At 70.4% G+C, this 14682-nt stretch carries 12 protein-coding genes; all 12 read left to right on the top strand.

Annotated elements, in window-relative coordinates:
- Window positions 1–11 precede the first annotated feature (11 nt).
- The 12 genes from ACQPWZ_RS09465 to ACQPWZ_RS09410 all read left to right on the top strand — a co-directional run bounded on the left by ACQPWZ_RS09465 (window position 12) and on the right by ACQPWZ_RS09410 (window position 14560).
- Window positions 12–617, top strand: a complete 606-nt coding sequence (locus tag ACQPWZ_RS09465) for an FtsB family cell division protein (protein WP_356699192.1) — start codon at window positions 12–14, stop codon at window positions 615–617.
- Between the two features lie 4 nt (window positions 618–621).
- Window positions 622–2556, top strand: coding sequence for a peptidoglycan D,D-transpeptidase FtsI family protein (locus ACQPWZ_RS09460; RefSeq protein WP_356699194.1), 1935 nt, complete (start codon window positions 622–624; stop codon window positions 2554–2556).
- Window positions 2557–2655: 99 nt separating this feature from the next.
- The gene (locus tag ACQPWZ_RS09455) at window positions 2656–4281 is read left to right on the top strand and encodes a UDP-N-acetylmuramoyl-L-alanyl-D-glutamate--2,6-diaminopimelate ligase (protein ID WP_340472608.1); all 1626 of its coding nucleotides are present in this window, start codon (window positions 2656–2658) and stop codon (window positions 4279–4281) included.
- Entirely contained in the window at window positions 4278–5717 is a 1440-nt protein-coding gene (locus ACQPWZ_RS09450; RefSeq protein WP_433571099.1) for a UDP-N-acetylmuramoyl-tripeptide--D-alanyl-D-alanine ligase, read from the top strand. The genes ACQPWZ_RS09455 and ACQPWZ_RS09450 overlap by 4 nt, the downstream gene beginning before the upstream one ends.
- The gene (mraY, locus tag ACQPWZ_RS09445; RefSeq protein WP_340472606.1) at window positions 5714–6784 is read left to right on the top strand and encodes a phospho-N-acetylmuramoyl-pentapeptide-transferase; all 1071 of its coding nucleotides are present in this window, start codon (window positions 5714–5716) and stop codon (window positions 6782–6784) included. Before ACQPWZ_RS09450 ends, mraY begins: the two co-directional genes overlap by 4 nt.
- Complete coding sequence (gene murD / locus ACQPWZ_RS09440) at window positions 6781–8199, top strand: UDP-N-acetylmuramoyl-L-alanine--D-glutamate ligase (protein WP_340472605.1); 1419 nt, start codon at window positions 6781–6783, stop codon at window positions 8197–8199. Before mraY ends, murD begins: the two co-directional genes overlap by 4 nt.
- A gap of 90 nt (window positions 8200–8289) precedes the next feature.
- Window positions 8290–9666 carry a putative lipid II flippase FtsW gene (gene ftsW, locus ACQPWZ_RS09435; RefSeq protein ID WP_356699200.1) on the top strand — a complete coding sequence of 459 codons (1377 nt, stop codon included), beginning with the start codon at window positions 8290–8292 and terminating at the stop codon, window positions 9664–9666.
- 6 nt (window positions 9667–9672) lie between these two features.
- The gene (gene murG / locus ACQPWZ_RS09430; protein WP_313946870.1) at window positions 9673–10767 is read left to right on the top strand and encodes an undecaprenyldiphospho-muramoylpentapeptide beta-N-acetylglucosaminyltransferase; all 1095 of its coding nucleotides are present in this window, start codon (window positions 9673–9675) and stop codon (window positions 10765–10767) included.
- 54 nt (window positions 10768–10821) lie between these two features.
- Window positions 10822–11625 carry a cell division protein FtsQ/DivIB gene (locus ACQPWZ_RS09425; RefSeq protein ID WP_433571098.1) on the top strand — a complete coding sequence of 268 codons (804 nt, stop codon included), beginning with the start codon at window positions 10822–10824 and terminating at the stop codon, window positions 11623–11625.
- 276 nt (window positions 11626–11901) lie between these two features.
- Complete coding sequence (ftsZ, locus tag ACQPWZ_RS09420; RefSeq protein WP_433573795.1) at window positions 11902–13098, top strand: cell division protein FtsZ; 1197 nt, start codon at window positions 11902–11904, stop codon at window positions 13096–13098.
- A complete protein-coding gene (pgeF, locus tag ACQPWZ_RS09415) occupies window positions 13095–13844 on the top strand; it encodes a peptidoglycan editing factor PgeF (protein ID WP_340472603.1) in 750 nt (249 codons plus the stop codon). Before ftsZ ends, pgeF begins: the two co-directional genes overlap by 4 nt.
- Window positions 13841–14560 (top strand): YggS family pyridoxal phosphate-dependent enzyme, encoded by a 720-nt coding sequence (locus tag ACQPWZ_RS09410; RefSeq protein WP_433571097.1) that lies wholly within the window; start codon window positions 13841–13843, stop codon window positions 14558–14560. The genes pgeF and ACQPWZ_RS09410 overlap by 4 nt, the downstream gene beginning before the upstream one ends.
- The last annotated feature ends 122 nt before the right edge of the window (window positions 14561–14682 follow it).

Below are 14682 nucleotides of genomic sequence, written 5' to 3'. Positions count from 1 at the left end.
GGGAGGATGCGGTGAGCGAAGCGGCCAAGCAGCTGAAGGGACGCGCCGCCCGACTGGCCCGGCTGATGCCGGCAGGACCGAGCACCGCGGCACGTACCCCCTTCGTCCTGCTGGTCGTCGTGCTCCTCGGCGGTGGGCTGATCACACTGCTGCTGCTGAACTCGTCCCTCAACGAAGGCTCCTTCGAGCTGAGCGAGCTCAAGCGGGAGACCACCGAACTCACCGACGAGCAGCAGGCGCTCCAGCGGGACGTGGACAGTTACTCCGCCCCGGACGCGCTGGAGCGGCGGGCGCGCGAGCTGGGCATGGTGCCGGGCGGCAACCCCGCCTTCATCGACCCGGACGGCACGGTCCGCGGGGTGCCCGGCAAGGCGACGGCCCGGCCCTCGCCCGCGCCCTCGCCCCTGGAGATCGCCGAGACCCCACTGACGGCGACCGAGCCCGCGCCGTCCCCCGTCGCTTTCCCCGCGGCCTCGTCTCCCGCGACGGCCTCCTCCTCCGCCCCCGTGTCCGGGGCACAGCCGTCCGGAGCCGTACCCCGCACAGCGCCCGACCCCGCGGCGCCCACGCCGTCGATCCCGCCCGCGAAGCCGACCCCCACGCCCCCCGGCAGGTGACGCAGTGCCTCCTCAGCAACCACCGCGCCGCCGGGTGCCAGGGCCCTCCCGGCGGCCGTCCGCACGCCCCCGGCCGCGTACGCCCAAGCCCGGACCCAGTGCCATCCGGCTCGGCAGCCCGCGCCCGCGGCTGCGGCTGGTCAGCCTCGGACTGACCCTGGTGATGCTGGCCTTCGTCGTACGCCTTCTCCAGGTACAGGCGGTCGACGCGAGCGCGTACGCGGCCAAGGCGGAGAAGAATCGCTACCTCAGCCATGTGCTCGCCGCGGAGCGCGGAGAGATCACCGACCGGGCCGGGGTCGCGCTCGCCACGAGCGTCGACGCGTACGACATCACGGCCGACCCGAAGATGTTCACGCCCGAGGACAGCAAGTCGCCCAACGCGCCCGAACAGGCCGCCGGACTGCTCGCGCCGATCCTCGGCAAGGACGCCAACGAGCTCGCCAAGAAGCTCAGGACGCCCAAGTCCCGCTACGCGGTGCTGGCCCGCCGCCAGACCCCTCAGGTCTGGAACCAGATCAAGGACCTGAAGGGCGTCTTCGCCGAGAAGGCCAGGGCCGACAAGGCCAAGGGCGGACCCGGAGCCAATGTGCTCGGCGGCGTGTTCCAGGAGCCGAGCACCAGACGCGTCTACCCCAACGGTGACCTCGCCGCCGGGATACTGGGTTATGTCAACGCCGACGGCCACGGCGGCGGCGGTATCGAGTCCATGCTCGACAAGCCCCTCGCCGGCGAGGACGGAAAGATCACCTACGCCCAGTCCGGCGGCCGGCGCGTGCCCACCGCGGGCGGTACCCACGAGACCCCGGCCGTGCCCGGCTCGGACATCGAGCTGACCATCGACCGCGACATCCAGTGGGCGGCCCAGCGCGCGATCAGCGAGCAGGTCAGGAAGTCCGCGGCGGACCGCGGCTACGTGATAGTGCAGGACACCCAGACCGGCGAGGTCCTCGCCATGGCGAACGCGCCGGGCTTCGACCCCAACGATCTCTCCGAGGCCAATTCGGCCGCCATGGGCAACGCGGCCCTCCAGGACGCGTACGAGCCCGGCTCCACCGCGAAGGTCATGTCCATGGCCGCCGTGCTGGAGGAGGAGGCGGCCGTCCCCGGCACGCATGTCGTCGTGCCCAACCGGCTGCACCGAGGGGACCGGCTCTTCAAGGACGACATCGACCACCCGACCTGGTACCTCACGCTCAACGGCGTGCTCGCCAAGTCCAGCAACATCGGCACCATCCTCGCGACCGGCCAGCTCGGCAGGACGCAGGCGCAGGCCAACGGCGTCCTCCACTCCTACCTGCGGAGGTTCGGACTGGGCAGCCCCAGCGGACTGAACTACCCGGGGGAGACGCCGGGCATCCTCGCGCCTCCCGCCAAGTGGTCGACCTCGCAGCAGTACACGATCCCCTTCGGCCAGGGACTGTCGATCAACGCCATGCAGGCGGCGTCCGTCTACTCGACCATCGCCAACGGCGGCGTCCGCGTGGAGCCGACGATGGTCCGCGGCACCAAGGGTCCCGACGGACGGTTCACGCCTGCCCCGGCACCCAAGAAGACCCGCGTCGTCAGCGAGAAGACCGCGAAGACGCTCGCGACCATGCTGGAGTCGGTCGTCGGCAACGAGGAAGGCACCGGCACCAAGGCCCGTATCCCCGGCTACCGGGTCGCGGGCAAGACGGGCACCGCCAACCGCGTCGACCCGGAAACCGGGCGCTACCGCGGCTACACCGCCTCCTTCGCCGGCTTCGCCCCCGCCGACAAGCCCAGAATCACGGTCTACTGCGCCATCCAGAACCCCACGAAGGGCAGCTACTTCGGCGGCCAGATCTGCGGCCCGATCTACCAGCAGGTCATGGAGTTCGCGCTGAAGACGCTGCAGGTGGCGCCGACCGGCAACGAACCCGCCCGGCTGCCCGTCTCCTTCCAGCCCGGCGAATGACCGGAGGAACCACCCGTGACAACGCCCTCATCGCACCGTGCTGCTCGCGGCACCCCCTCATTTAGCCCCGGACAGGGTGCGCCCGGTACGCTCACCGCCGTGCCACACGCTGATCAGTCCCGAACCACCCCGCAGGACGCCACCGCGAAACAGCCGGGAGCGCCCCGTCCGGACCGGCTCCACCCGACACCCCTCGGGGAGCTGGCCTCCCGGCTGGGGGTGAAGAGCCCCGAAGGGCATCCGGCGGACGTCACGGGCATCACGCACGACTCGCGTGCCGTACGCCCCGGTGACGTGTACGCCGCTCTGCCCGGCGCCCGCTTCCACGGCGCCGACTTCGCGGCCCAGGCCGCAGATCTGGGCGCCGCCGCGATCCTCACGGACCCGGCAGGTGCCGAGCGCGCGGAGCAGACCGGTCTGCCGGTCCTCGTCACCGACGATCCCCGGGCCCGGATGGGCGAGCTCGCCACCGAGATCTACGGACACCCCGGCAACGACCTGCTGCAGATCGGCATCACGGGCACGTCCGGCAAGACGACCTCGGCGTACCTCGTCGAGGGCGGCCTGCGGGCGGCCGGCCGCAGTACGGGGCTGATCGGCACCGTCGAGATGCGCATCGGCGACGAGCGCATCAAGTCCGAACGCACCACCCCCGAGGCCACCGACCTCCAGGCGCTGTTCGCGGTCATGCGCGAGCGCGGTGTCGAGGCGGTCGCCATGGAGGTCTCCAGCCACGCCCTCGTGCTCGGCCGGGTCGACGGCTGCGTCTTCGACGTCGCCGTCTTCAACAACCTGAGCCCCGAGCACATGGAGTTCCACTCCGACATGGAGGACTACTTCCAGGCGAAGGCGCAGCTCTTCACGCCCCTGCGCAGCAGGACGGGCGTCGTGAACTTCGACGACGAATACGGCCGCAGGCTCATCAAGGAGGCGTCCGTACCGGTCACCACCTTCTCCGCCGAGGGCCACCCGGACGCCGACTGGCATGCCGAGGACGTCGAGATCAGCTCGGTCGGCTCGGTCTTCACGGTGGTGGGCCCCGGCGGCGAGCGGATCCGCGCCGAGGCCCCGCTGCCGGGACCGTTCAACGTGGCCAACACCCTGGCCGCCGTCGTCACCCTGGCCGTCGCCGGCATCGACCCGCAGACCGCCGCGGACGGCATCGCCGCCGTGCCCGGTGTGCCGGGCCGTCTGGAGCGCGTGGACGAGGGCCAGCCGTATCTGGCCGTCGTCGACTACGCCCACAAGACCGACGCGGTCGAATCCGTGCTGCGCTCCCTGCGCAAGGTCACCGAGGGCAATGTGCACATCGTGCTCGGCTGCGGCGGAGACCGGGACAAGACCAAGCGCGGCCCGATGGGCGCCGCGGCGGCCCGTCTCGCCGACACCACCGTGCTGACCTCCGACAACCCGCGCTCCGAGGACCCCCTGGCGATCCTCGCCGCCATGCTGGCCGGCGCCGCCGAGGTACCGATCCACGAGCGCGGCGACGTCCTGATCGAGGCCGACCGGGCCGCGGCCATCGCGCTGGCCGTCAGCCGCGCCGAGCCCGGCGACACCGTGCTGATCGCGGGCAAGGGCCACGAGCAGGGCCAGGACATCGCCGGAGTCGTCCGCGCCTTCGACGACCGCGAGGTCCTGCGCGCAGCCATCCGCGCCACCCTTCCCGCGGGTTCGGCCCGCGAAGGCGGGCCGGAACGAGAGCACCCGGGGATGACCAAGTGATCGCTCTCTCCCTCGCCGAGATCGCCGAAATCGTCGGCGGGCAGCCGCACGACATACCGGATCCGGCGGTGCGGATCACCGGTCCCGTGGTCATCGACTCCCGCCAGGTGGGGCCCGGCGCACTGTTCGCCGCGTTCGCCGGCGAGCGGGTCGACGGCCACGACTACGCCGAGCGGGCCGTCGGCGCGGGTGCCGCGGCCGTCCTGGCGACCCGCCCCGTCGGCGTAGCCGCGATCGTCGTGCCCGACGTCACCGCCGCGCTGGGCGCGCTCGCGCGCCACGTCGTCGAACGCCTCGGCACCACGACCGTCGCGCTCACCGGCTCCGCCGGCAAGACGAGCACCAAGGACCTGATCGCCCAACTCCTGGAGCGCAAGGGCCCGACCGTCTTCCCCGCGGGCAATCTCAACAACGAGATCGGCCTGCCCCTGACCGCCCTGCGGGCCGACGAAGGCACTCAGCACCTCGTCCTCGAAATGGGCGCCCGCTACATCGGCGACATCCGCTACCTCACCGGCCTGGTGCCGCCGAAGGTCGGGCTCGTACTGAACGTGGGCTCCGCCCACATCGGCGAGTTCGGGGGCCGCGAGCAGATCGCCCAGGCCAAGGGCGAGATCATCGAGAACCTTCCGCCCGCCGACGCGGGCGGCGTGGCCGTGCTCAACGCCGACGATCCGCTGGTACGGGCCATGGCCCCCCGGACGAAGGCCCGGGTGGTCTTCTTCGGAGAGGCCGACAGCGCCGACATCCGTGCCGAGAATGTCCGGCTCACCCACCAAGGACAGCCCGCCTTCACGCTCCAAACCCCCACCGGGTGCAGCGACGTGACCATGCGGCTGTACGGTGAGCACCACGTGTCGAACGCGCTCGCCGCGGCCGCCGTCGCCCATGAGCTGGGCATGCCCGTCGACGAGATCGCACTCGCGCTCTCCGAGGCCGGCACCCTCTCCCGCTGGCGCATGGAGGTCACTGAGCGACCGGACGGCGTGACGATCGTCAACGACGCCTACAACGCGAACCCCGAGTCCATGAAGGCCGCGCTGCGCGCGCTGGCCGCCATGGGCGGAGCAGCACAGGCACAGGGGGGAAGGACGTGGGCGGTGCTCGGTCAGATGGCCGAGCTCGGAGACGAAGCGCTCGCCGAGCACGACGCCGTCGGACGGCTCGCCGTCCGGCTCAACGTCAGCAAGCTTGTCGCAGTCGGGGGCAGGGAAGCGTCCTGGCTTCAGCTGGGCGCATATAACGAGGGTTCGTGGGGTGAGGAGTCGGTGCACGTGTCCGACGCGCAGGCGGCGATCGATCTGTTGCGCAGTGAACTGCGTCCGGGAGACGTCGTGCTGGTGAAGGCTTCCAGGTCGGTCGGTCTCGAACTGGTCGCCCAGGCACTGCTGGAGAACGCGGCAGGATCCTCGGATGGGCAGGGTGCCGTCCGATGAGGCAGATCCTCTTCGCGGGAGCCATCGGGCTCTTTCTGACGCTCGTCGGTACACCCCTGCTGATCAAACTCCTGGCCCGCAAGGGATACGGGCAGTTCATCCGGGACGACGGTCCGCGCAGCCACGGCAGCAAGAAGGGCACGCCCACCATGGGCGGCATCTCCTTCATCCTGGCCACGCTGATCGCGTACGCCCTGGCCAAGGTGATCACCGGCGAGGACCCGACGTTCTCGGGTGTGCTGGTGCTCTTCCTGATGGCGGGCATGGGTCTCGTCGGCTTCCTGGACGACTACATCAAGATCGTCAAGCAGCGTTCGCTCGGTCTGCGCGCCAAGGCGAAGATGGCCGGCCAGCTGATCGTCGGCATCACCTTCGCCGTACTCTCGCTCCAGTTCGCGGACACCCGCAACAACACCCCCGCCTCCACCAAGCTGTCGTTCATCACGGACTTCGGCTGGTCGATCGGGCCCGTGCTGTTCGTGGTCTGGGCGCTGTTCATGATTCTCGCGATGTCGAACGGCGTGAACCTGACGGACGGTCTGGACGGTCTGGCCACCGGCGCGTCCGTGATGGTCTTCGGTGCGTACACCTTCATCGGCCTCTGGCAGTTCCAGGAGTCCTGCGCCAACGCGGTGACGCTGACCAACCCCAGTGCCTGCTTCGAGGTACGCGATCCACTCGACCTCGCCGTGGTCGCCTCCGCCCTGATGGGCGCCTGCTTCGGCTTCCTGTGGTGGAACACCTCGCCCGCCAAGATCTTCATGGGTGACACCGGCTCGCTGGCGCTCGGCGGCGCCCTCGCGGGTCTGGCGATCTGCTCCCGCACGGAGCTCCTGCTCGCCCTCCTCGGCGGACTGTTCGTCCTGATCACCATGTCCGTGGTCATCCAGGTCGGCTCGTTCCGCATGACCGGCAAGCGCGTCTTCCGGATGGCTCCGCTTCAGCACCACTTCGAACTCAAGGGGTGGTCCGAGGTCCTTGTCGTGGTGCGCTTCTGGATCATCCAGGGCATGTGCGTCATCGTCGGCCTCGGTCTCTTCTACGCGGGCTGGGCGGCCGACAAGTGAGCACGCCCGACTGGCAGGGCAAGCGCGTCACCGTCGCCGGTCTGGGCGTCTCCGGGATCCCCGCGGCGAAGGTGCTGCACGGTCTCGGGGCCGTGGTGACGGTCGTCAACGACGGGGACGACGAGCGTTCCCGTACGCAGGCGGCCGAGCTGGAGGCCCAGGGCATCACTGTGCGCCTCGGCGACGGGGCGACCCTGCCCGAGGGCACCGAACTGGTCGTCACCGCGCCCGGCTGGCAGCCCGACAAGCCGCTCTTCCTGGCCGCCGCCGCGGCCGGTGTGGAGATCTGGGGCGACGTCGAACTGGCGTGGCGTCTGCGCGGCCCGGACGCGGCTCCCTGGCTCGCGGTCACCGGCACCAACGGCAAGACCACGACCGTGCGGATGCTCGCCTCGATCCTGGAGGCCGCCGGGCTGAGGACCGCCGCCGTCGGCAACATCGGTGTCTCGCTCCTCGACGCGGTCGCGGGTGACGAGACGTACGACGTCCTCGCCGTGGAACTCTCCAGCTACCAGCTGCACTGGGCGCCTTCGCTGCGCGCGCACTCCGCCGTCGTGCTCAACCTGGCGCCGGACCACATCGACTGGCACGGCTCCATGGAGGCGTACGCCGCCGCCAAGGGCCGCGTCTACGAGGGCAACACCGTGGCCTGCGTCTACAACGTCGCCGACAAGGCGACCGAGGATCTGGTCCGCGAGGCGGACGTCGAGGAGGGCTGCCGGGCGATCGGCTTCACCCTCGGGACGCCCGGACCCTCCCAACTCGGCGTCGTGGAAGGCCTGCTGGTCGACCGCGCCTTCGTCGACAACCGGCAGCAGCAGGCCCAGGAACTCGCCGAGGTCACCGATGTGAACCCGCCGGCGCCGCACAACATCGCCAACGCCCTTGCGGCCGCGGCACTGGCCCGTGCGTACGGCGTCCCCGCGGCCGCGGTGCGCGACGGACTGCGGGCCTTCCGGCCCGACCCGCACCGCATCGAGAAGGTCGCCGACGTCGACTCGGTCGCCTGGATCGACGACTCCAAGGCGACCAACACCCATGCCGCGGAAGCGTCCCTGGCCTCCTACGACCCGATCGTCTGGATCGCGGGCGGGCTGGCGAAGGGCGCTACCTTCGACGAACTCGTCGAGAAGTCGGCAAAGCGACTGCGCGGAGTCGTACTTGTCGGAGCCGACCGTGCGCTCATCCGGGAAGCCCTCGCGCGACACGCCCCCGAGGTCCCGGTCGTCGACCTCGACCGGACAGACACTGGGGCGATGTCGGCGGCGGTCCGGGAGGCGGCGCAGCTCGCCCGGCCGGGGGACACGGTTCTCCTGGCCCCGGCCTGTGCCTCGATGGACATGTTCGCCAATTACAACAAGCGAGGCGAGGCGTTCGCGGACGCGGTCCGCGCACTCGCCGCCGAGCGCGCCTGACCGGCCCGACCTCCGCGCCGTGCCGTGCCTCCCGGGACACCTTCCGGGAGGCTCGCAGCGCGTCAGGCACGACTGGAGGGGACAGCGACCATGCCGGCCGACGACACCGCCCCCGCCGCGCGGAGCGCGGCCCGCAGCAGGGCCGGCGTCGCCCTGCGCGGCGGGACCGCCAAGGCACGCCGCCCCGTCGCCGCCAGAGCCCCCGGACCGGGCATTCCCCGGCCCCCGGGCGGCAACGGCGTCCGGCGGCTGTACGAACAGGCACGCAAGGCCTGGGACCGGCCGCTGACCGCGTACTACCTGATCCTCGGCAGCGCCCTGCTCATCACCGTGCTCGGCCTGGTGATGGTCTACTCCGCCTCGATGATCAAGGCGCTGGAGCTCTCGCTGCCGGCCTCGTACTTCTTCCGCAAGCAGTTCCTCGCCGCCGTCATCGGCACCGGGCTGCTGCTCCTCGCCTCCCGGATGCCGTCCAAGCTGCACCGGGCGCTGGCCTACCCGCTGCTGATGGGCACCGTCTTCCTGATGGTGCTCGTCCAGATCCCCGGGATAGGGCATGCGGTCAACGGCAACCAGAACTGGATCTACCTCGGCGGTCCCTTCCAGCTCCAGCCCAGTGAGTTCGGCAAGCTGGCGCTGATCCTGTGGGGGGCCGACCTGCTCGCCCGCAAGCAGGACAAGCGGCTGCTGACCCAGTGGAAGCACATGCTCGTACCGCTCGTGCCGGTCGCCTTCATACTGCTCGGCCTGATCATGCTCGGCGGCGACATGGGCACGGCGATCATCCTCACCGCGATCCTCTTCGGCCTGCTGTGGCTGGCCGGGGCGCCCACGCGGCTGTTCGCCGGAGTGCTCGGCGTTGCCGGATTCGTCGGCCTCATGCTGATCCGCACCAATGAGAACCGCATGTCACGGCTCTCCTGCATCGGGGCGATCGATCTCGGACCCCAGGGCGAGTGCTGGCAGGCCGTGCACGGGATCTATGCTCTTGCCTCCGGCGGATGGTTCGGATCCGGCCTCGGTGCAAGTGTGGAGAAATGGGGCCAACTCCCCGAACCTCACACCGACTTCATCTTCGCCATCGCCGGGGAGGAACTGGGCCTGGCGGGGACGCTGTCGGTGCTCGCTCTGTTCGCGGCTCTAGGCTATGCGGGTATCCGCGTTGCCGGACGCACGGAGGAACCCTTCGTGAGGTACGCGGCGGGAGGTGTGACCACCTGGATCACGGCGCAGGCCGTGGTCAACATCGGTGCGGTGCTCGGTCTGCTGCCGATCGCCGGTGTCCCGCTCCCGCTGTTCTCCTACGGAGGGTCGGCTCTGCTGCCGTCCATGTTCGCTGTCGGGCTGCTGATCGCCTTCGCGCGAGAGGATCCCGCCGCGAAGGCGGCTCTGGCCGTGCGGAGGCCAGGGGTGAGATGGAAGACGATGAGACGGCGCGTCAAGAGGCGTCCGTCCGGAGAGCGGTGAATTTCGGTGCATGTCGTACTCGCCGGTGGGGGGACCGCCGGCCACATCGAGCCGGCGCTCGCCCTCGCGGATGCCCTGCGCAGGCAGGACCCGACCATGGGGATCACGGCCCTCGGCACGGAGCGCGGACTCGAGACCAGGCTGGTGCCCGAACGGGGCTATGAGCTGGCGCTCATCCCCGCCGTGCCGCTGCCGCGCAGGCCCACGGCGGAGCTCATCACCGTCCCCGGGCGTCTGCGCGGCACCATCAAGGCCGCCGAGCAGGTCCTGGAGCGCACCAAGGCGGACTGCGTCGTCGGCTTCGGCGGCTATGTGGCCCTGCCCGCGTATCTGGCCGCCAAGCGGCTCGGTGTCCCGATCGTGGTGCACGAGGCCAACGCCCGGCCCGGCCTCGCCAACAAGATCGGCTCCCGGTACGCCGCGGGCGTCGCCGTCGCCACGCCCGACAGCAAGCTGCGCGGCGCCCGCTACATCGGCATCCCGCTGCGCTACTCCATCGCGACCCTCGACCGCGCCCGGGTGCGCCCCGAGGCGCGCGCCGCGTTCGGTCTCGACCCCAATCTGCCGACCCTGCTGGTGTCCGGCGGCTCGCAGGGCGCCCGCCGTCTCAACGAGGTCGTCCAGCAGATCGCCCCGGTCCTCCAGCGCTCCGGCATCCAGATCCTCCACGCGGTCGGCCCGAAGAACGAACTGCCGCGCGTGGACAACATGCCCGGAATGCCGCCCTACATCCCGGTACCGTACGTGGACCGGATGGACCTCGCGTACGCCGCGGCCGACATGATGCTCTGCCGCGCGGGCGCGATGACCGTCGCCGAACTCTCCGCCGTCGGGCTCCCCGCCGCGTACGTACCGCTGCCGATCGGCAACGGCGAACAGCGGCTCAACGCCCAGCCCGTGGTGAAGGCCGGCGGTGGGCTGCTGGTCGACGACGCGGAACTGACCCCCGAGTGGGTCCAGGGCAATGTCCTTCCGGTACTGGCCGATCCGCACCGGCTGTACGAGATGTCCCGTGCAGCCGCCGAGTTCGGCCGCAGGGACGCCGACGACCTCCTCGTCGGCATGGTGTACGAGGCGATGGCGGCACGCCGGCAGGCGTGAGCCTGCGCCGGCCCCGGGGCGACCCCGGGCCCCAGCCGGAAGGAGACCGGGAGCGTGGCCGGACCGACCACCGCCGAGCGCGGTGCACGCAAGCCCTGGAAGTCCAAGGGTGAGACGTCCGGCCCGCCCCCGGGCCGCCGCCGCAGGCGCCGGCTGCGCCTGAGCGGCCGGGCCCTGCTGCTCGCCCTCGCCGCCGTCCTGTTCGCCGGCGGCGGGGTCTGGGCGCTCTACGGCTCCGATCTGCTGCGCGTGGAGCAGGTGAAGGCGTCGGGTACGGACATTCTTTCGCCGGGCGAGGTGGTCGCGGCGGCGGACGTCCCGATGGGCTCGCCGCTGATTTCCGTCGACACGGGCGGCATTGAAGCCAGGCTGCTGAAGCGACTTCCGCGGATCGACTCGGTCGAGGTGTCCCGCTCGTGGCCCGACGGCGTCGCGATGAAGGTGACCGAACGAAAGCCCGTCCTGCTCATGGCGAAGGGCGAGCAGTTCGTCGAAGTGGACGCGAAGGGCGTTCGGTTCGCCACGGTCGACAAGGCTCCCAAAGCCGTTCCCCTGCTGCAATTGACGCCCGAGCAGTCGCCGAGTCTGCGCCGGTTCGGGACCGCCCGGCTTGTCGCCGAGGCGGTACGCGTCAGAAGCGAAGTCCCCGGAAAAGTCGCCACGGACACCCGGACCGTTGTAGTGCGCTCATACGACTACATCTCCCTGGAGTTGAGCCGCGACCGCACGGTGGTGTGGGGGAGCTCCGCGGACGGCGAGGCGAAGGCGCGCGCGCTCACCGCGCTGATGAAAGCCGCCCCGTCGGCCCGGCACTTCGATGTGAGTGCGCCCACCGCCCCTGCGGCGTCGGGGAGTTGACGCACATTTGCGCTGGCCAGCACCCTGGTTGGTCATCGCAACGGCTGATCACATAGGGTGAAAAGAAAAACGGGAGGTTCGGCGTGTTCATTGAACGTGCGCCACTTGTCGACTTAGTGTCCTGTTCGGAAGAGTCCAGCGAACGGACACACTGGTAACCCTAAACTTCAACGTTAGGGTTTGGGTCGGCGTTTCGGACCGTCCCATCGGCATCCGTCGTCGCGGCACGAGAACCGCGCCGTGACGACACGTAACTCGAGGCGAGAGGCCTTCGACGTGGCAGCACCGCAGAACTACCTCGCAGTCATCAAGGTCATCGGTGTCGGCGGCGGTGGTGTCAATGCCATCAACCGAATGATCGAGGTCGGTCTCAAGGGCGTCGAGTTCATCGCGATCAACACAGACGCACAGGCTCTGTTGATGAGCGACGCCGACGTCAAGCTCGACGTCGGCCGTGAACTCACCCGCGGCCTCGGCGCCGGGGCCAATCCGGCAGTCGGTCGCAAGGCGGCAGAGGACCACCGTGAGGAGATCGAGGAGGTCCTCAAGGGGGCCGACATGGTCTTCGTCACCGCAGGCGAAGGCGGCGGCACCGGCACCGGCGGCGCACCCGTCGTCGCCAACATCGCGCGCTCGCTCGGCGCCCTCACGATCGGTGTGGTCACCCGCCCGTTCACCTTCGAGGGACGCCGCCGCGCGAACCAGGCGGAGGACGGCATCGCCGAGCTCCGCGAAGAGGTCGACACCCTCATCGTCATCCCCAACGACCGGCTGCTGTCCATCTCGGACCGCCAGGTCAGCGTGCTGGACGCGTTCAAGTCCGCGGACCAGGTGCTGCTTTCGGGTGTCCAGGGCATCACCGACCTCATCACCACCCCGGGCCTGATCAACCTCGACTTCGCCGACGTCAAGTCCGTGATGTCCGAGGCCGGCTCGGCGCTCATGGGCATCGGCTCGGCCCGCGGCGACGACCGCGCGGTCGCCGCCGCCGAAATGGCGATCTCCTCGCCGCTGCTCGAGGCGTCCATCGACGGCGCCCGCGGCGTGCTGCTCTCCATCTCCGGCGGTTCGGACCTCGGTCTCTTCGAGATCAACGAGGCCGCGCAGCTGGTGAGCGAGGCCGCCCACCCCGAGGCCAACATCATCTTCGGTGCGGTGATCGACGACGCGCTCGGCGACGAGGTACGGGTCACGGTCATCGCGGCGGGCTTCGACGGCGGTCAGCCGCCGACCAAGCGCGACAACGTTCTCGGCTCGGCCTCGAACAAGCGCGAGGAGCCGCCGGCCACCCCGGCGCGCGGTACCGAGTCGCCCCGGTCCTCCGGACTGGGCAGTGTTCCGGTCCGCGAGGAGTCCGAGCCTCTCCCGGTCGCGAACGACCTGTCGTCGTCGTCCTCCCCGCACGTCCCGCCGGCCCGTCCGTACCCGGACACCCAGGCCGAAGAGCTGGATGTACCGGACTTCTTGAAGTGACCGTGCGGCACGACCCGATACACGCGAGCGGCGCCCATTTCGCCTTCACCGACAGGTGGGGCGGGGTGAGCGCCGTTCCGTACGAGGAGCTCAACCTCGGCGGCGCGGTCGGCGACGACCCCGCCGCCGTCCTGGCGAACCGGGCGGCCGCCGCCGAGGAGCTGGGGCTCGACCCGGACGCGGTCGTCTGGATGAACCAGGTCCACGGCAAGGACGTCGCCGTGGTCGACGGGCCGTGGGGTGACGCGCCGGTCCCGCAGGTCGACGGGGTGGTCACCAACCGTCGGGGGCTCGCCCTCGCCGTACTGACCGCGGACTGCACTCCCGTCCTGCTCGCCGACCCGGTCGCGGGTGTGGTGGGAGCCGCGCACGCCGGCCGCCCCGGGATGGTCGCGGGGATCGTGCCCGCCACCGTGGCGGCGATGACGTCGCTGGGCGCGGAGCCGGAGCGGATCGTGGCCCGTACGGGGCCGGCGGTCTGCGGACGGTGCTACGAGGTGCCCGAGCAGATGCGCGCCGAGGTGGCGGCGGCCGAACCGGCCGCCTGGTCGGAGACGAGCTGGGGGACCCCGGCCGTCGATGTGACCGCCGGAGTGCATGCCCAGCTCGAAGCCCTCGGTGTCGCCGACCGGCAGGCGTCCGGATTCTGCACACTGGAGTCGCGGGACCACTTCTCGTACCGCCGGGACCGCACCACCGGGCGGCTCGCCGGATATGTCTGGCTGGCTGGAGTGACACACGCATGACCGACCGCAGAAACGAACTCGCGACGAACCTGGCGGCAGTGGAGGAACGTATCTCCTCTGCCTGCGCGGCTGCCGGCCGCAAGCGGGAGGAGGTGACGCTCATCGTCGTCACCAAGACCTACCCCGCCAGTGATGTGCGCCTGCTCCACGAACTCGGAGTCCGGCATGTGGCCGAGAATCGTGACCAGGACGCGGCCCCCAAGGCCGAGGCCTGCTCGGATCTGGACCTCAGCTGGCACTTCGTCGGTCAGTTGCAGACGAACAAGGTCCGTTCTGTTGCGAGTTATGCCGATGTGGTGCAGTCGGTCGACCGACTGAAGCTGGTCGGCGCACTCTCGTCGGCCGCCGTGAAGGCGGAGCGCGAGCTCGGCTGTCTGATCCAGGTCGCGCTGGACGCCGACGCGGGGACCCGGGGGGAGCGGGGCGGCGTCGCGCCCGACGGGATCGACGAGTTGGCCGCCGCGGTCGCGGAGGCGCCAGGGTTGCGGCTCGACGGACTCATGACCGTCGCGCCGCTGGCCGGACCGTTCGCGGGGCGGCAACGGGCGGCATTCGAGCGGATGATGGAATTCTCATCCAGCCTGCGCGCCGGGCATCCGGCTGCGAACATGGTGTCAGCAGGGATGAGTGCGGATCTCGAAGAGGCGGTGGCGGCCGGAGCGACACATGTACGCGTCGGCACCGCGGTACTCGGAGTCCGACCCCGGCTCGGGTAACGTCGCGAAGCAAGTCGGACCACAGCAGAAAATATGGTCATTCCCGCCACATAGCGGGCAGGCCGAGTGGATCGCGGGCACTTGGTGACGAGGCCGATCCACCACAGAGCGGAGGACTCAGA

Origin of the sequence: Streptomyces sp. CA-251247 (assembly GCF_050952975.1) — a bacterium.
Lineage (GTDB): Bacteria > Actinomycetota > Actinomycetes > Streptomycetales > Streptomycetaceae > Streptomyces > Streptomyces achmelvichensis.
This window is presented reverse-complemented; position numbering and strand designations above follow the sequence as displayed.

Bases quoted from the DNA above. Each gene is read 5' to 3' on its own strand.
- ftsW (WP_356699200.1), top strand. From the start codon at position 8,290: ATGCCGGCCGACGACACCGCCCCCGCCGCGCGGAGCGCGGCCCGCAGC.
- ACQPWZ_RS09410 (WP_433571097.1), top strand. From the start codon at position 13,841: ATGACCGACCGCAGAAACGAACTCGCGACGAACCTGGCGGCAGTGGAG.
- mraY (WP_340472606.1), top strand. From the start codon at position 5,714: ATGAGGCAGATCCTCTTCGCGGGAGCCATCGGGCTCTTTCTGACGCTC.